The sequence below is a fragment of the Pseudalkalibacillus decolorationis genome, from assembly GCF_024609785.1.
Classification (GTDB): domain Bacteria; phylum Bacillota; class Bacilli; order Bacillales; family Fictibacillaceae; genus Pseudalkalibacillus; species Pseudalkalibacillus decolorationis.
The window spans coordinates 158,300-176,433 of record NZ_JANHJQ010000003.1 but is presented as its reverse complement, the minus strand read 5'-3'; the positions used below and the strand labels follow the sequence as shown (position 1 = coordinate 176,433).

General features: G+C 40.7%; 14 protein-coding genes. 1 reads left to right on the top strand and 13 read right to left on the bottom strand.

What is annotated here, in order from left to right; all coding sequences use genetic code 11:
- Positions 1 to 217 precede the first annotated feature (217 nt).
- Positions 218 to 1,912, top strand: coding sequence for an amidohydrolase (locus NON16_RS04465; protein WP_257347399.1), 1,695 nt, complete (start codon positions 218 to 220; stop codon positions 1,910 to 1,912).
- A 324-nt stretch (positions 1,913 to 2,236) separates the two neighbouring features.
- Here NON16_RS04465 and NON16_RS04460 read toward each other — a convergent pair whose 3' ends face one another.
- The 13 genes from NON16_RS04460 to NON16_RS04400 all read right to left on the bottom strand — a co-directional run bounded on the left by NON16_RS04460 (position 2,237) and on the right by NON16_RS04400 (position 18,076).
- On the bottom strand, positions 2,237 to 3,451 hold the full coding sequence (locus NON16_RS04460; RefSeq protein WP_257347398.1) for an ROK family transcriptional regulator: 1,215 nt from the start codon (positions 3,449 to 3,451) through the stop codon (positions 2,237 to 2,239).
- A 213-nt stretch (positions 3,452 to 3,664) separates the two neighbouring features.
- Positions 3,665 to 5,047 carry an aminotransferase family protein gene (locus tag NON16_RS04455; RefSeq protein WP_257347397.1) on the bottom strand — a complete coding sequence of 461 codons (1,383 nt, stop codon included), beginning with the start codon at positions 5,045 to 5,047 and terminating at the stop codon, positions 3,665 to 3,667.
- 102 nt (positions 5,048 to 5,149) lie between these two features.
- Complete coding sequence (locus tag NON16_RS04450) at positions 5,150 to 5,668, bottom strand: SDR family NAD(P)-dependent oxidoreductase (RefSeq protein ID WP_257347396.1); 519 nt, start codon at positions 5,666 to 5,668, stop codon at positions 5,150 to 5,152.
- Positions 5,649 to 5,915: an SDR family NAD(P)-dependent oxidoreductase gene (locus NON16_RS04445; RefSeq protein WP_257347395.1), complete on the bottom strand. Its 267-nt coding sequence runs from the start codon at positions 5,913 to 5,915 to the stop codon at positions 5,649 to 5,651. Before NON16_RS04445 ends, NON16_RS04450 begins: the two co-directional genes overlap by 20 nt.
- Positions 5,916 to 5,964: 49 nt before the next feature.
- Entirely contained in the window at positions 5,965 to 7,296 is a 1,332-nt protein-coding gene (locus tag NON16_RS04440; protein WP_257347394.1) for an MFS transporter, read from the bottom strand.
- A 54-nt stretch (positions 7,297 to 7,350) separates the two neighbouring features.
- Positions 7,351 to 8,757, bottom strand: coding sequence for an APC family permease (locus tag NON16_RS04435; RefSeq protein ID WP_257347393.1), 1,407 nt, complete (start codon positions 8,755 to 8,757; stop codon positions 7,351 to 7,353).
- A gap of 126 nt (positions 8,758 to 8,883) precedes the next feature.
- Entirely contained in the window at positions 8,884 to 9,744 is an 861-nt protein-coding gene (locus tag NON16_RS04430; RefSeq protein ID WP_257347392.1) for an SDR family oxidoreductase, read from the bottom strand.
- An 87-nt stretch (positions 9,745 to 9,831) separates the two neighbouring features.
- Positions 9,832 to 11,196: an aspartate aminotransferase family protein gene (locus NON16_RS04425; protein WP_257347391.1), complete on the bottom strand. Its 1,365-nt coding sequence runs from the start codon at positions 11,194 to 11,196 to the stop codon at positions 9,832 to 9,834.
- Between the two features lie 310 nt (positions 11,197 to 11,506).
- Positions 11,507 to 12,964, bottom strand: a complete 1,458-nt coding sequence (locus NON16_RS04420) for an NAD-dependent succinate-semialdehyde dehydrogenase (RefSeq protein WP_257347390.1) — start codon at positions 12,962 to 12,964, stop codon at positions 11,507 to 11,509.
- 52 nt (positions 12,965 to 13,016) lie between these two features.
- Positions 13,017 to 14,144, bottom strand: a complete 1,128-nt coding sequence (locus NON16_RS04415; RefSeq protein WP_257347389.1) for a class II histone deacetylase — start codon at positions 14,142 to 14,144, stop codon at positions 13,017 to 13,019.
- 901 nt (positions 14,145 to 15,045) lie between these two features.
- Positions 15,046 to 15,711, bottom strand: coding sequence for a GntR family transcriptional regulator (locus NON16_RS04410; RefSeq protein WP_257347388.1), 666 nt, complete (start codon positions 15,709 to 15,711; stop codon positions 15,046 to 15,048).
- 157 nt (positions 15,712 to 15,868) lie between these two features.
- Entirely contained in the window at positions 15,869 to 16,669 is an 801-nt protein-coding gene (locus NON16_RS04405; RefSeq protein WP_308216582.1) for a sulfite exporter TauE/SafE family protein, read from the bottom strand.
- A gap of 177 nt (positions 16,670 to 16,846) precedes the next feature.
- Positions 16,847 to 18,076 carry an MFS transporter gene (locus NON16_RS04400; protein WP_257347387.1) on the bottom strand — a complete coding sequence of 410 codons (1,230 nt, stop codon included), beginning with the start codon at positions 18,074 to 18,076 and terminating at the stop codon, positions 16,847 to 16,849.
- Positions 18,077 to 18,134: the final 58 nt, after the last annotated feature.

The following is an 18,134-nucleotide window of genomic DNA, read 5'->3' as shown; positions in this document are numbered from 1 at the left end:
TGCTATAGAACCATTTCAGAGACCTCAATATAATTTGAAACCATTTTATTGATATTAGGAAGTATATAAAATATTTAGAATTTTTAGTATCTTTTTATTGACGCTAGTAAATATTTCAAGATATGATATTACAAACCGTAAGAATAAGGTTTCAATTTTTGAAGGGAAGCTAAATATTTCTTTAGGCTTCATTTATTAAATGTAGGAGGTTAAAAAATTGAAAAGAACACTTAGTCTTATAATTACCTTGGTTTTACTTTTAAGCATATTATCAGGTACTACCTTTGCTTCTAAAGTTAAAGAAAAGGCCGATACTGTTTATTTAAATGGAAATATCTATACAGTAGATAGTAAATTTTCTACAGCAAAAGCAATGGCAATCAAAGGTCAGAAACTAATCTATGTCGGTAATAAAGGGATAGCTAAGAAATACATAGGTCCACACACGAAGGTTGTTGATTTAGAAGGAAAAACAGTAATTCCTGGATTAAATGATGGACACATTCATTTTCCTTCAATTGGTATAAACACACTCCAAGTAAATGGTTTCAATAAACCTAAGGAGGAGATATTAAAGCTGGTAGAGGAAAAAGCCAGTCAACTTGAGCCAGGGGAGTGGATTTTAGGATATGGTTGGAACCATGAACTTTGGCCGGATAAAAAATTCCCAACTAAACAGGAGCTTGACGCAGTTGCGCCCAACAATCCGGTAGTACTTGATCGAGTGGATGGACACTCGGTTTGGGTTAACTCCATAGCATTAGAAATTGGCGGTATTACCAAAGAAACTCCTGATCCTCAGGGTGGCGAGATAATACGTGATGACAATGGCGAACCAACCGGCGTCCTAGTTGATACTGCCCGTATACCAGTTACATCGAAGATTCCTCCTTATAGTACAGAGCGTATCGAGGAAGGACTGTTAAAAGCTCAGGAAGAACTACTTTCTAACGGTATTACTAGTGCAACAGATGCAGGTTCTCATTTAAGTGATATAAATGCCATGAAGAACCTATATAAGAAAAATGATTTAAAAGTTAGGTTAAATGTTATGGTAGCTAATGGTAAGGGCGGGGCTACAGGTGAAAGTCTTGCTTATTATTATAAAAAGGGACCGGATATAGGTTTATTTGGAAACCGTTTAACAGTTCGATCAGTAAAATTAGTTGGTGATGGTTCATTAGGTTCCCGCAGTGCCGCTCTATTGGAGGACTATAGTGACCGTCCAGGCCACAAAGGAAACTACAGATTCACAGATGAGGAGTTATATAGACTGGTTAAAGAAGCTCGTGAATATGGTTGGCAGGTGGCTACCCATGCGATAGGTGATGGTGCTATTCTCCAAGTTATTAACACATATGATAGGGTATTGAAGGAAGATCCATTAGCAGATCACCGCTGGAGAATTGAACATTTCCAGATAGCTAACGCTAACGAAATCAAACGTATAGCCGAACTTGGAATCATACCTTCTATGCAGCCTACACATGCGACTTCTGACAAAAACATGGCTGAGGATCGAGTTGGACCAGAAAGAATCAAATACTCCTATGCTTGGCGAAAAGTCATTGATGCTGGGTCACATATTATTGGAGGTTCAGATGCTCCGGTAGAGTTGGTTAACCCCTTCCATGGAATATATGCAGCCATCACACGCATGGACCGGGAAGGAAGCCCTTCTGGAGGTTGGTATCCAGAGGAGAAGATGACAAGAGAGGAAGCCGTTAAAGCTTTTACAATCTGGGCAGCCGAAGGAAGCTTTGAAGAGGAGATAAAAGGTTCCTTGGAAGCTGGAAAATTAGCTGACTTCATAGTGATTGACAGAAATCTTATGAAATGTCCGGAAGAACAATTGAAAGATATTCAAGTGCTTACTACAGTATTAGGTGGAGAAGTTGTATATGAAAAATAGTTTCAACTAAGAAAAGCGCAAGCCCCCTGCTTAGCCACGAAGGTCACTGGAAGACCGACGAGGAGGCTCGGCCCAAACAAGTTCGGCCCTGCGTGGGAATTTACATGGAGTACTTCAGTGTGTTGCCGCCACAGGAGGCCTGAAGTGATCCAAGTGGTTGGGCGCTGAAGCTGGACATTACATCCATGCCACAAACTTTTATACTTTCTTTACTCATAAAAAAACGTTTAAGACTGCTGACAGGTTCAGCAGTCTTTTATATAGTTTGCCTGGCATTTATCCTAAATGGTGTTGCGATTAATGGTAATGTCCATCTCCACCATACTACAAATAATAGTCGAAGACCATGCTACCTGCACCAATTGCAGCTGCGTTTTCTCCAAGCTCCCCCCGACTGAACTGAACGTCATAGCCAGGATAGATGGTAGTGGTCCTTTTTAATGCAATGTCTTTTGTTACTTCGTAAAATAAATCCATTTGTGTATGTATAGGACCGTTCAGTATGACCAGCTGTGGTTGAAGAATGTTAATGATATTAGAGAGTCCAACTCCGGTATAATAAGCGGCATCTTTAACAATATGGCTACATAAAGCATCATTTTCCTGTACTGCCCAGCAAATATCACTAAATGTTACCTGCCCAACATCATTTAGTTTTTCCTGTAGTACAGAGTCATGACCACGTTTCAAACTATGAATCACTTCTTCTTTTATCGCTGGGATCGTAGAATAGGCATGCATACACCCATAACTTCCACATACGCATTTACGGCCATGAATATTAACAACCATATGACCTTGTCCAAATAACCCCAAGTTATCTGCCGGCCCATGAACAAGGTGACCATCGTTCAGAATACCTACACGAATTCCGATACCTGAAAGACAATATATAATATTGTGAACCTCTTTATCTAATCCTTTTTTGTACTCTGCAACAACCGCAGTATTTACTCCACTATCCAGCAATACCTTCGTATCAAACTTTTCACTTAAAATCTTACCTATTGGAACGTTATTCCACCCTTTAGTAGGAAAATCAATCGGGTTTAAAATTTTTCCATTTTCACGATCCAGTGGACCAATTGCGCCTATGCCAATACCTAATATTCGCGATGTATTAAGTTGATGTGTATGCAACATATTTATTATTTCATTTTCGATGAAATTTATCGTTACTTCTGGAGTACTTTCTTCGTTCATAGAAAACAAAGCTTCTTCCTTGATATCAAGATTAAGATCCATTAGGAGAACCTTAGTATGCGTACGAGAAATATCGACACCAAATAAATAGTAATAATCTGGATTAATCTGATATATAAGCGGTTTACGCCCTCCACTCGATTCACCAAGACCACTTTCAACAATCAACTGCTTCTCTATAAGTTCATCAATAAGTCTCGTACATGTCGTCTGTTTCAATCCAGTCCGTTCAATTAACTCACTTTTAGATACAGGTCCATGCTCACGGATCAAGCTGTATAAGTGTTTTAAGCTCTTATTTTTCTGTGATAATGTTTCAATAAATTGTTTAATCACGTTTATCCCTCAATTATTCTTATCATTTGTACATTCATCATACTCATTTTAACCATTTTGGTCAAAACCGTTTTAACATGTTTTTGAATACTAAAAACCACCAATAATTTGGCGGTTTCTCATAGATTAATATTGGAATGTTCACAATCAATGATTCACAATTACAGGTTTTTATTTTGAACAAGCAAGAAGGACGCTCTAATGGAACAATTATTAAATGACTTTTTCAACAGCTGTAATGGCGTCAGAAAAAATATTGATCATCTGATCGATTTCCTCTTTTTGAATAATGAGCGGAGGTGCAATTGCAATAATATTAGATCCGCCGAAAACAACTGGTCGTATGATCAATTTTCTATTTAAACATTCTTGAACAAGCTTTTGTGCCGCTTGGATCGACGGATCGAAAGGCTTTTCATTTTCCGGGTCTGCATATAATTCAAAAGCTCCTAATAACCCTGCAGATCTCTTTTTCGTTACAATGGAATGTTGTTCCTCTAGGTATTGAAGTCCATTCAAGAGCTCTGTTTCCATCCGATTTGCGTTTTCAACAAGCTTTTCATTTTCAATAATTTCAATATTTTTTATTGCGACGGCACATGCAACTGGATGGCCGCTATACGTAAATCCATGAAACAGAACATCATCTGACAATTCTGCTAGTTCATCTCTTAAACGTTCCGTTATAATAACTGCTCCGAGCTGAATATAAGCACTCGTTATCCCTTTTGCAACAGTCATAAGATCAGGTATAACATCCCAGTGATCAACCCCAAACATTTTTCCGGTACGTCCAAATCCACAGATGACTTCATCTGTAATCATGAGAATACCATATTCGTCACAAAGGGTTCGAATTGCCTGTAAATACCCATCTGGCGGAATATTAATCCCCCCGGCACCCTGTACTGGTTCGACAATAATAGCAGCAACCGTTTCCGGCCCTTCTTTCTCAACGATTCCTCTTATGCTGCTTTCATAATCAGGATCCGATTTATCTCCAAGCTCGCAATTCATTTTAAAAGGTTTTGCATGAAGAAAATCCGGCGCTTTTGCTGTAGCGAAGTTTTGGAATGGCATAATCCCTGTTGCGCTCGTAGCTCCCATCGTAATTCCGTGATATGCACGTTCCAAGCCAACGATTTTTGTTCGTTTTTCCTCCCCCTTTAGCTTCCAGTAATGGCGCACTAATTTAAAAGCCGTATCGTTTGATTCTGATCCACCTGATGTAAAAAAGCTTACATTTAAATCTCCAGGTGTTATGGAAGCGACTTTTTCCGATAACCGAATAACCGTTTCGTGAGAAAAATTTTGAAAAGATGAACTGAACGACAACCTTGCCATTTGCTGTTTTGCTACTTCTGCCATATCTTCCCGTCCGTGACCAATGTTTACATTCCATAATGACGATAATCCGTCAATATATCGATCACCATGAACGTCTGTTAAATAAATCCCCTTTCCTTCTTTGAAAATAAAAGAAGGACCGTTTTGTTGGTGCTGTTTAATAGACGTTGTAGGATGCAAGTAATGCTTTTTATCAAGTTCTTTCAATTGATTAATGCCTATTTCTTCTTTTAAAAAACTTTTTGTCATTCTTAAAACACCTTCCCTACACTATTTGGTTAATTTACTTTTCTAGTATTTAATAACTAATTGCGGGAACCTGTTGAAACCCTACTTTTTTGAGCCCGTAGTTTAGGCCATGTGATCGCCGCCGTTAACATCTAATGCCGTACCTGTAATGTAACCAGAGGAAGAATCAGCAAGAAATAGGAGCGCATTAGCGATATCATTTGGGCTACCTAATCGGCCGATTGGCACTTGCTCCATATGCTGAGATGTAAGCCCATCATTAACATCCCCCAGCATATCCGACTCGGTCAGCCCGGGACAGACGGCGTTAACGGTAATATCAAAAGATGCCAGCTCTACAGCAAGGCATCGTGTTAAACCTAAGATACCAGCCTTTGAAGCAACGTATTCCGCACCAATTATATTACCCGGTCGCTTCCTAGCAGCCTGTGAGGAGATGTTGATAATTCTTCCCCAGCGACGGGCTTTCATTTTTGGAATCACCGCTCGGCTAGTCAGGAATTGGCTTCGTAGATTGACAGCCATCACTCGCTCCCACTCTTCCAAAGTCATATCTTCAACTGTAACTTTGTTCCCATCCTTCCTCGGTGAGATGCCTGCATTATTTACTAGGAATATCAACCGGACCAATCTCTTCTTCAACAATCCGAATCATCTCAGCCACTGCTGCCTCATTTGATACATCTGCGGGAACCGCTAGCAATCGGTTTCCTATTTCGCCAGAATGGATGATAGTGTCCTTAAGTAAGCTTGAGTTGATGTCATTGAGTGCTACCGAAGCACCTTCAACAGCGAACTTTGTCGCTATTTCTTGGCCAATTCCTCGGGCGGCGCCTGTAACCAATACGACCTTGTCCTTGAATCTCATTGTAATTACCTCCTATGGTGATTATCCTGATTAAAAATCTCCCTCTGTTTTAGAGATGAGAATCTGCTTTGTTCGATCGCTCCGCATAATATACCGATTGTAATGAATCAGATTCAATGGTGCGTTCTTTGGGACGGACACCGATCCACAACAACCCGCCGAAAATGAGAAACATCAAAGCGACCAATTGAAACATATGACTGAATCCTTCTGCTTGATTCGCGGAGTTTTCAACGATCCATCCGGTGGCATAGGGTGCGATTATGCCTCCAAGCGTAACTAACGCCATTAACGTTCCTGTGACTTTCCCATGATGCTCTGGTGGTACGAGCTCCATCGCGATGTTAGGACCAACACTGAACCAAACCGCGTACAAGGCTGCCAGGGAAAGGAAGATAAGAGCTAACCACCCTGAATCAATTACAGCGGCTAAATAATAGCAAATACCAACCAGAATCATCAGCGGTCCTAACAAATGAACGCGGGATTTTCGAATACTTTGTGTTTTCTGGTAAATACGGTCAGAGAGTGCTCCGAATCCTACTTGTCCGAGTGCGGCAACGATCCATATCATCGCGACAAAACCGGCATTCACTCCGTGAACATTTACTAGGTAGTTCGGCACCCAGAACAAATTCAGAGCGACTCCGCAATAGGCAGCAAACCCACACAAGGTGATTAGGATAAAGTTTTTAGAACGAAAGGTTGGGAAAACTTCCGACCACGAAGCGGAGTGACTTTCCTTCTTTGCATTCGGTTTTAAGTCGCTCATATCTACCGATTCCGGCCTCTCTTTTGCCAACCACATCCATAGGACCAACCAAGTAACTCCAATGATCCCCATTGCCAGAAATGCGGAGCGCCAACCGTAGGACGAGATAAGGTGCGTAAACAGTGGAGCAAAAATAGCCGGGCCTAGGGAGCCAGCAACAACCAGCATAGCCAGACCAATTCCGACTCTGTGTCTTGGCAGCCATTTATTCGCTTGGGAGAACGCCACTGCAAGTGCAGGACCTTCCCCCGCTCCCAAAATGACTCTCGTAATCAGCAAATACGGGAAGCTGAAGGCGAACAACGTTGCGAATTGAATCACCGACCATACCGCCCCCATAACTGATAGAACACGCTTCGTTCCGGTATAGTCCGATAAAGCCCCTCCAATGATGGAAGAAACAGAAAATAACCAAAAAAACGCGCTGCCTATCAGTCCCCACTGAACCGAGGTTAGACCAAACTCTTTTATAATTGGAACCGATGCAAATCCGATGACAGCTTTATCCCCAAAATTGATAACCTGCAGGATAAACAAGAGTATCATCACTTTCCATCCGTCTTTCGACAATCGATTGTCATCCATACTTAGATTTGTATCTGTTTTCATATTAAACACTCCTAATAATGGACCGTATTGGTTTAAGCGTTTATTTTTGGCAGATTACATGTTTTCGTTTATGTCTGACAATGTAACTTGTTTCTTAAATACTCTTGTTTTAAGGATTAAATATAGAAAACCGATCAGCAACCAAGAAACACCGACAATTTTCCCAATGAATGGCATCCCGAATAAAATATAAACACATACTGCTGTTCCGGTTAGCGGTGATAAAAGATTTGAAAAGAAATAGATTCCTTTTCTCTCTTTACGTTTGATGAAGAATTCAACAATTACAGATATGTTCACTAAAATGAAGCCAATTAACGCTCCAAAAACTACGATTAAAAAGAATGCGCTTACAGGAATAAGAAGGGCTCCAATATAACCCGTTATAGCTAATATAAAAATACTGTACACAGGTGTCTTATGTTTCGGATGTAAATAACTTAGAAAAACGGGTAATACTTTATCGCGTCCCATTCCAAACAGAACCCGTGAACCAGATGCTTGCCCCGCCAATGCGGTTGCAGCACCTGTGACAATAAGCATTAAAGTAGTAGCAGCAGCTAAACCACTTCCTCCGGCCGCGATAGCAACCTCGTAAAATGCAGTATCGATGTTTTGAAACCCGTTAAAATCCGGCTTAATCAATGTCGCAAAATAGACCTGAATACCAATTAGAAAAGCGCTGATCAGACAAGTGATAATCGTTGCCCGTCCAACCGTTTTACCCGATACATTGGTATCTTCAGTTAAAGCGGTGATCGCATCAAAACCAATGTAAGATAGAACAGCGATGGAAGAACCAGCAACGAGAGCGTTTACGGAAAATGTTTCAGAATTATAAATACCATCTAAACTAATGATTTTTCCAGTTCCTACACCGTTTACAAGTGCATAGATGGCGAACCCTACGAACAGGAGCACACTTAATAATTTAATTATCAACATGACAAGATTAAGATGAGAAGTCAATTTCATTCCAAAATAATTAAAAAATGTCATCGGAATAATAAACAAGAATAACATGAGCCATAATGGAAAAAACGGAAGCAGTTCCATTGCAAAAGTTGAACTTAATTTATACACGAGCATCGGAAAAATCAAATAGTCTAAAAGAATTGCCCACCCTGCCATAAATCCAAGGCTCGGATTTAGCGAATGTGTAGCATAACTATAAGTCGAACCCGCTTTTGGGATTACACTTGCCATTTTTCCATAACTAAACGCGGTAAAAATCATCGCAAGCAGCCCCACAACAACAGCTAATACCCCGTGACCTTGGGAAGTATAGGTCAAACCGCCAAATAGAGACTGTGCCGAGTTCGGAGAGATAAAAATGATTCCAAATATGACCAAATCCCTTGTTTTTAACACCCTTTTTAATTCTTGCTTGTCACCTTTTGAACCTACATTGGAATCAGTATGATGGACCTGGTCAACGACTTCAGAATTGTTCTTACTCATTAACTGCCTCCTTGTCAAACCCATGATTATGGTCTCTTTTAAAAATCACACTCCAAAAGGATAATACCGTTACAATCGTTTAGACCAGGAACTTAGAGAAAAGGAGGTAGGCCCGCCCCTACACATCTAAAGCCCCACCATCCGCTTCCAAGCGGTAGCCTGTTCTTCTTCATCGTATAAGTCGATTTCCTTGAGGGCTGCCACAGCGTCATCCCCTACTGGGTAATGTACTGGAAACGGGCTCTTTTCGTTCGCTGCCTCTACAATGGCATCTGCAACAATCTGTGGATCAGCCGCTTTAGCCATATTTTTGGTTGCCGACGACTTTACTGCCTCTTCCAGCGTTCGATATGGAGAGTCGATACACTCCATCTCCCTTCGATCTTCTGAAACCCTACTTTCCCATACAACCCTGTTATCGCTGATCTTCGTTGCAAAAAAACCTGGCTCTATTAGCCTAACCTTGATCCCGAATGACTCCACTTCAAGAGCTAAAGCATCACTTAAAACGCCGAGAGAATGTTTTGTTGATGAGTAAGCCCAATTAATCGGCCTCCCAGGAATTCGCCCGTCGATAGACGAAACATTGACAACAACACCGGAATTCTGTTCTCTCATGGTAGGCAATACTGCCCTAAGCATACGCACGACACCGAAAAAATTGGTCTCGAAAACACTACGTAACATATCGTCGCTTAGAAACTCGACTGGACCGAGGCATCCCATTCCGGCGTTGTTCACGAGTACATCGATCCGCCCTTCAGATTTGAGCACATGTAAGACGGCCTGTTTGACAGACTCATCATCCGTAACATCAAGCTGTAGTGGCGTGATCGGAAGTCGTTCGGCCTCAATCACGGCCTTCAGATCTCCAGCTTTAGAGAGATTTCGCATTGACGCATATACTCGATCGCCTCGCCTTGCGAAGGCGAGTGCACTAACAAGCCCGAACCCGCTGCTGCATCCAGTGATAAGTACTACATTCAAAATATCTCCTCCTTCAAATTTAATGGTTTATCTTTTCGTATTGGAAACTCATTTAGGAAAACCCGTCATCCATCTGAATTCGCTTAGTTAGGCTAACTTTTCAATACACTCTCGGAAAGCCTCGGTATGCCGATTGACATCGTCCACGCTCGTATATGGGGACATCAATGCCATGCTGTGAAATGGCGTCAGCAGTACCCCCCTGTTAAGAAGAAAGAGGTGGATAGCAGCCTCCAATTCAGGCATGCGAACGGTTTTCGCCTCACCCCCGGTTGCCGGCGCCGTCTTGCTGAACATGTATTCAACTCGAGCACCAATCCGTGTGACGTGCCATGGAATTTGATAGTCTTGGATCACGGCAGCAACTCCCTGCACGAACTCCTTGGCTATCGAACACATATGTTCATAGTTTTCATCGGTCATCACCTTCTCCAATGTGGCGCGAATGGCTCGTAGTGTGAGAACGTTTCCGGCAAGTGTTCCACCAAATCCGCAATGACTGATACTGTAGCCGTCTTTCTGTGTGTACCTGCGCATCACTTCGGCCACCTCGGCGGTCATTCCGTAGACAGCCGCTGGGATCCCTCCTGCTATAGCCTTACCAAGAACAAAAAGGTCAGGTTCAAGTCCATAAGTTCCAGTGTACCCACGAGGGCTAGTTGAGATCGTGTGTGTCTCGTCCATAATTAAGAGGGTCCCCGTACGACGGGTTATATCCCGCAATGCTTCATGGAAGCCAGGTTTTGCTGGAACCATCCCTACGTTCGTCATGATCGGCTCAGTGAGCACGCACGCAACATCACCTGGTGCCAACGCCCGTTCTAATTCCTCCACGTCATTGAACTCAATTATCTTGGTCGTCCGTTCGAAATCAACAGCGTTTTGAGAAATACGAGGTTGTGGGATCATCCTGCCTTTATCAAGAGATACTTGTGTCTCATCAAGGGAACCGTGGTATTTACCATTAAACACAAGAACCTTTTCCCGTCCAGTCATGATCCGACTGAGCCGGATAGCAAACCGGTTTGCATCAGTTGCCGAAGTAGCAAGCTGCCAGTAGGGCAACCCAAAACGTTGCTGTAAATTCTCCGCGACCCAAATTGCGTCCTCGTTCGGTAACATCACCGTACTGCCGTTACCGACTTGCTCCCGAATATCTTCAGCAACATCCTCGTTACCATGCCCGAACATCGCACCGGTATCTCCAAGACAAAAATCAACGTATTCATGCCCATCCACGTCTTTCAACCGGGCACCCTTGGCCTTATCAAAGTAAATCGGATACGGAGAAGGCCAGTTATCCATCCAGTGCATTGGAGCACCACGAACGAGAGAGTGTTGAGCTCTCTCATATAGCGCACGTGACTCTGGATTCGCTCGGATAAACGCGGCCTCTTCACGGTCTAACATCTCAGCTACACTTTTCTCATTGATAAGATGTAACTTTTCCATAAGAATCACTCCTGTAGTAAAGGTTATTAGTCATCTGTTTGTTGTACTGAAATTGGAATACAATAAGAAAAGCGCAAGCGCCCTGTTCAGCCCCGAAGGTCACTGGAAGGCCAACGAGGAGGCTGTTGCCGCCGCAGGAGGACTGAAGTGAACCAAGGGGTTGGGCGCTGGAGCTAGACATTGCATCAATGCAGCTAAACTTTATACTTTCTTAACGTGTAAAGAAAACTTGGCAAAGCCAAGCCTTTGGCGCCGGCTGAGCTTTAGTTACGCTTATACTATAGAAAGTATTTTTATACTTTCTTACGTGTTAAATAACGGTCGAAATAAATTTCGTCTCAAGGAAATCTGCTAAACTATCGGGACCGCCTTCCCGTCCGATTCCACTCTCTTTTACACCGCCAAACGGACCTTGAACGGCTGCCAATGCATCATCATTGATTCCAACCATCCCGTATTCCAACGCTTCAGAAACACGAGTTGCCCGAGATAAATCTTGCGTGAAGAAGTAAGACGCTAATCCGTAATCTGTATCATTCGCTTTTTGAATCACTTCTTCTTCCGTCTGAAAACTGAATACAGGGGCAACCGGACCAAACGTTTCTTCATATGATATAAGCATGCTTTCCTTCACATCTGCCAAAATAGTTGGTTCATAGAAATAACCACATTCAAATCCTTTTACAACACATTTCTTTCCGCCAGTTACTAGAGTCGCACCTTTATGAACCGCATCTTCAACATGTTCTTTTATTTTTTGAAGACTACCCTCATTCACTACCGGACCTAGCTCTACATGTTCTTCCAATCCATTTCCGATTTTGATTGCTTCTACCTTCTCCTTAAAAAGGGCTAAAAACTTCTCTTTTATCGATTCCTGAACATACACCCTATTTGCACAAATGCACGTTTGCCCTGTGTTCCGAAATTTGTTCGCAATAACACCTGTCACAGCTTTCTCAAGATCGGCATCTTCAAAAACAATTAATGGTGCATGACCACCTAATTCCATTGAAACTCTCTTTACTTGATCTGCGGCTTTTCTTAATAGTTGCTTCCCAACCTCTGTTGATCCTGTAAACGTTACTTTGCGGATGCGTTTGTCCGTTAGTAAGGCATCTCCAATTTTTGAAGCACTTCCAGATACTAGATTAATAACTCCCTTTGGTAGACCAGCTTGTTCAGCAATCTTTAAAAACTGTACAGCACTTCCTGGCGTTTGACTTGCGGACTTCAGAACAACCGTACAACCAGCCGCAAGAGCAGGAGCTACTTTTCTAGTCACCATTGCGAGCGGAAAGTTCCATGTGCTAATTGCAGCGACAGGCCCGATCGGTTGTCGAATGGTTTTTAATCGTTTATTTTTAATGGAAGTAGGGATCGTTTCTCCATACGCCCTTTTTGCTTCTTCAGCATTCCAAAGCACATATTCCGCTGCTTGTCTCGCTTCCATGCGTGCCTCACGGATCGGTTTTCCCATTTCAGCTGAAATCTTCTGTGCTAACTCTTCTAAACGATCTTGCATGAGTTGATAAATTTTCATTAAAATGACTGCTCTGTCCCTCGCTGTCATTGCAGACCATTCCGAGAACGCGGCATAGCTTGCTTCAATCGCTCTTTTCGCATCGGATCCGTTTCCGTACGCAGCTTTTGCCACTACCTTACCGGTCACTGGACTAATCACCTCATAGTATTCTCCAGAGACTGGATCTACCCATTCCCCGTTGATGTACAACTGATGCTTTTCAATCGTTTGGACCATTGTCATTTATATCCCTTCCTTATCTTTTATTTCATTTCTCCTTGGACGTTTTAACTTTTTAAAGGTATGTATGGTAACTACCCGCTAATTCCCAAAATTGAGAATGAGTTTTCACCACCTTCTCCACAGCTTCTTTTTGATTCGAATACATCGGTGGTTCTGACACACCGGTTTTAAATGGGTCTTCAACCTCACTATTTACCCCGCTTAAAGATTCAATAATTCTTAACGTACAAAATGGTACATATGCAGCGCTATAACCGCCTTCATGAATTGCAATCAACTTTCCGTTACAATGTCGTTCAGCAATTTTTTTGACTACCGAAGCCATTTCACCGAAACCGTCTGCGCTCACTAACATTCGACCTAAAGGATCAAATTTACCAGGATCTTGTCCGGCTGAGATGAGTATAAGTTCAGGTTTAAATTGTTCGGCAATCGGTACTACAATCTTGTCTAGTGCATTGAAATAGCCTGCATTTCCGGTCCCAGCAGGTAAAGGAATGTTCACATTATACCCTCGTCCATCTCCTTCACCGATATCTTCTAAGGCCCCTCTACCGGCAGGAAACGTAAATTCTTGATGAAGTGAAATAAAAAGCACTTCCGGATCTGAGTAAAATGCGCTTTCAGTTCCATTGCCGTGATGAACGTCCCAGTCGATTATCATAATTCGTTTCAACCCATATTTTTCTCGTGCATATTTTGCGGCAATCGCAACATTATTAAATAAGCAAAAACCCAAGCCAAGCTCTTTTTCAGCATGATGTCCAGGTGGCCTCGTCAAGGCGTAAGCATTTTCAACCTCTCCACCCATTACGGCATCAACTGCCGTTATTGCACCTCCAGCGGACAACATTGCAATTTCATAGGAACCCTTTCCAACAATGGCTAGCTCCCCTGCATCGCCGCCTGAAGTATCACTTAATTCTTTAACCCGATTAACATATTTCGAGGTGTGATTTAATTCAATTTCATCACTGGTTGCCGACCTCGGGTGTATAGATTGTAGCTTTCTTATCATTCCACAACGCTCTAAAAGATTTTTTACCCGCCTTTTCGTTTCCGGGCTTTCAGAATGAGTGTCAGCCTCTATAAAACCCCCAATAGGCATCATCAAAGCTCCATTTCCAGTGTTGTGCCAAAAATAGCTTTCATCACACACAAATCCCGTTTTTAATTTCATTAGTAACCTCCTCACCTTTTTGGAAAACGCTTTCAATTTCTTTTTAAAGTGTACAAACAGGAAAACCCACTAAAAATCAGTGATCTTTTTTTGAATTAACATTCAGTAATCATATACCAAGTCATATATGATTGTGTTTATATTTTTAAATATTCAAAAAACAATATCCACCTAGAGTATACACATAAAACCCATTTTGGTCAAAACTTTTTTTTATTATTTAAATTTAATCAAGTAATACATATAATAAAATTAAAAAATAACAGTCTTATAACCATTTGGAATATAAGTGTTGAAGGCTCCTTTTATTGCTTGACGTAATCATTCTAAGAGTTAGCCAAAAATTATAAAATGAGAAACTGGTACGTGACGCAAAAGGATATATGTAGAATCAAGAAAGATTTAGCGAAGTCCTGAGATTATCAAGTAATTAAATCAAGGAGGAATTAAACATCCTGCAAGAGACTACGACAAAAATATAAAATTAACGTAAATAATTAGAAAAGCGCAAGCACCCTGCTTAGCCACGAAGGTCACTGGAAGACCGATGAGGAGGCTGTTGCCGCCGCAGGAGGTCTGAAGTGATCCAAGTGGCTGGGTGCTGGACTAGACATTACATCCATGCCGAAAACTTTTATACTTTCTTTACTAATAAAGAAAACTTGGCTCAGCCAAGCCTTTGGCGCCGGCTAAGCCTTAGCTGCGCTTATACTATAGAAAGTATTTTTATACTTTCTTAACGTGTAATAAAAAATGTACAATATCATATTCGATATTGTACATTTTTGATCGATTTTCGGTTTATAATTAGAGGCATAACTTCATTCGTTATGCCTCTATAAAAGGTAAAATTCACTCCCTTATTTTTTAGCGGGTTTTCTTCCAGTCGATTAACTTCACCCTATTCTATTTTTGTTTTTCGGCTTTGAAATGCACTTACCATATTCAGTTTATGCTGCCTCGCATATTCTTCGATTTTCGAAAAGTCCTCATGGTTTTTCATCATTTTGATGATAAGATCATGTTCCTTAACAGATTCCCTAATACGTTGTGGTACAAATGTAAACCCTGATTTACGAACCCTGTCCATTCGTTGCCAGATTTGTTTAATCTCTTTCTTTAAATAGGAATTTCCGCAGTTCTCATAAATCAACGTATGAAACTTGTTATTTAATTCCCCAAACTGCTCAAATTCAAAGTTAAATAGCGCTTCGTTCATACCGGTATTAAAATATTCCAATTTATTAATAGCTTCAACCGTGATTAATCTTGAACTTAAAGCTGTTGCATATCCTTCAAGTACAGCTAACACAGATAGCGTTTCCAGATATTCTTTTTCATTAATTTTGCTAACAATCGCTCCACTGTACCGCTTATATTGAATTAACCCATCAGCTTCAAGCTGTCGAATGGCCTCTCTAACAGGGATGATACTTAATTTTAGTTGTTTGGCTATTTGGTCGATTACAATTCGATAACCTGGACCATACGTTCCATCCACTATTCGGGAACGAATAAATTCGCGAGCATATTCCGTTTTAGACATCTTATCTTTTTGATTTTCCATATTTTTAATTATATATTTAATCGTATAGATTACAAGAGCATTTGTAGAATATTCGTATATGATAACAACAATAAATTTAATATGAAATAATATATGATTCGATTTATATAACAGCCTTTTTTATTTTCTACTCCCTACTAGTCATATGCTCAGTTTTTTAATAACTAAAAAACAGCTTAATTCCAACCCCAATTAAAAGAATAGAAAGCATTTGTATAATTAATTTTCCCGAAATCTTGTTCGATAAATAAACACCGAGTTGAGCACCGAATATCACACCTAGTCCGCCCCATAGTACAACCATCCAGTTAATGTTTCCATAATAAATATGCGTCACAACTCCAACAGTGGAATAAAGACAGAGTGAAAAAATCGACGTAGCTGTTGCATAATGAGGCATCACACGAAAAATGTAAATCAGAACCGGCACTAGTAACCATCCTCCACCGATACCAAAATAATTGGAAACAACCCCCAACAACACCCCGATTAACAGCAAGCAGACGGTATTTAATTTGGGAGAAACCTTCTTCTTTTCGAAAGTTTCATTATCCATAGTTGCAGCAGTCTCGGCTTTTTCTGAATTGTTATCGTTTGCCGATGGATTTTTTAACAGCAGGAAGACTCCTAAAGTAAAGAGCATCAGGGCAAATATCCAGTAAAATGACTGAGAATTACTGAACTGAACTAACCAGACACCGATAAATGTGCCGGGAACCGCTCCGATCGACAGCGTGATTCCCACCTTATAATCAATTCGGTTTTGCCGAACATATCCGAAAACCCCCGATAATGCGTTTATTAAGACAACGGCGAGCCCTGTGCCTGCCGCCATTTGCGGAGACAAATTCAAAAATATAAGAAGTGCGGGGACAAACACAAAACCGCCACCAGCTCCTACAATTACTCCGTAGCCTCCGGATAAAAAACCAATCAATAAAAGAAACAAACCCGTCACTATTTCTATTCTTACTCACCACCTTCCATTGATCCATGTTGTCTGGGGTTTATATTCAACATATCAGTTGGAAGCGATACAGTAAATTACAATAAAATCATGGGGTATAACAGATTTTTATATGTTAAAGGTCTCCATTTGAAATACTCATTGTATCGGTTCATTAGGTTTTGCATCCTATAATGACTCAACGGTGTTTTTCGGTTTTAAACTTTTACCAGAATTAACTGTTGTACTAATAACACCAGAAATGATAGCAACGACAATTAGAAATACAAACGCCGCATTATAAGATCCATTAAATCCAGAGATTAAAAAGCCCATTGTTATTGGTGAAACAATACCAGCTAACTGACTCCCCAAGTTTATCATTCCGCTTGCTGACCCCATTACATTGGAATCAAGCATTTTAAGGGGCATCGCCCACATAGCTAACCATGCGAATTTAATAGAAAGTATAAGTGTAATTTGACTAATTACTATTAAAACTAATGATTGGGTAAAAATCATCAAAAATAAACTTATAATTGCTACTAAAATACCTAAAATCACAAGTAATTTCTCTCTGTTATTAAAAAACTTATCTGCCAGCCATCCAGATAAAAGTACTCCTACTACACCTGCAAAGCCAGGTAGCGATGATAGAATACCCGCATCTAAAACATCTAGATTTTGGACATTAAGCATATAGGAAGGCAGCCAACTTAAAAATCCCCATAACAAGATATTAATACAGAAATTCAAAACAAAAATTTTTAAAAGAATTGGATTCAGTAGTAATTCTTTAAGCGGAACTTTTGGATTATCTTTTTCACTTTTCGTTTTCTCATCGGACGAAGGTATAAACAGCCAATATATTATTATCATCAAGAACCCTAGAAAACCTAATAATATAAACATACTTCGCCACCCTATCCAAAGAATCAGTGGGGCAGCAATTATTGGAGCAAGTGCTAGACTTAAGGCTTGCGCGGTTATTAATATTGACATAACCCTTGCTCTTTTTTTCTTTGCAAAATAGATCGCATTAGCTTTTACCCCACCTATAGCCAATCCACTTTCACCCATACCAAAAATAAATCGAATAGCTATTAGAGAAGCCACGGACCAAGCCATTCCGGTAAAGGCTGTAAAAAGTGAAAACATGAAAATTGAAACGAGTAAAGTATTTCTTATGCCATACTTATCTGCTAGCCAACCCGCGGGGATCTGCATCAAAGCATAACCCGCAAAAAAACTACTTAATATCATACCCTGGGTTGCCGCATCGAATTTGAATTCTTCTTCAATAAAGGGTACAGCGAAGTTTATGATGTATCGATCATGATAACTCAATGTCCATCCTATAAACAGAAGAAAAACCAAAAACTTTTTATTAGAGCGTAAATCCTGGATTCGAATAAACATTTCTACCAGCCCCTTTTTTCATAAACCATCATTAAATAGGCAACTCCTCCAGAAATTC

Excerpts from the sequence above, each read along its gene's own strand:
- NON16_RS04455 (WP_257347397.1), bottom strand. The coding sequence starts at position 5,047 with ATGACAAAAAGTTTTTTAAAAGAAGAAATAGGCATTAATCAATTGAAA.
- NON16_RS04445 (WP_257347395.1), bottom strand. The coding sequence starts at position 5,915 with ATGAGATTCAAGGACAAGGTCGTATTGGTTACAGGCGCCGCCCGAGGA.
- NON16_RS04440 (WP_257347394.1), bottom strand. The coding sequence starts at position 7,296 with ATGAAAACAGATACAAATCTAAGTATGGATGACAATCGATTGTCGAAA.
- NON16_RS04435 (WP_257347393.1), bottom strand. The coding sequence starts at position 8,757 with ATGAGTAAGAACAATTCTGAAGTCGTTGACCAGGTCCATCATACTGAT.
- NON16_RS04425 (WP_257347391.1), bottom strand. The coding sequence starts at position 11,196 with ATGGAAAAGTTACATCTTATCAATGAGAAAAGTGTAGCTGAGATGTTA.
- NON16_RS04420 (WP_257347390.1), bottom strand. The coding sequence starts at position 12,964 with ATGACAATGGTCCAAACGATTGAAAAGCATCAGTTGTACATCAACGGG.
- NON16_RS04415 (WP_257347389.1), bottom strand. The coding sequence starts at position 14,144 with ATGAAATTAAAAACGGGATTTGTGTGTGATGAAAGCTATTTTTGGCAC.
- NON16_RS04410 (WP_257347388.1), bottom strand. The coding sequence starts at position 15,711 with ATGGAAAATCAAAAAGATAAGATGTCTAAAACGGAATATGCTCGCGAA.
- NON16_RS04400 (WP_257347387.1), bottom strand. The coding sequence starts at position 18,076 with ATGTTTATTCGAATCCAGGATTTACGCTCTAATAAAAAGTTTTTGGTT.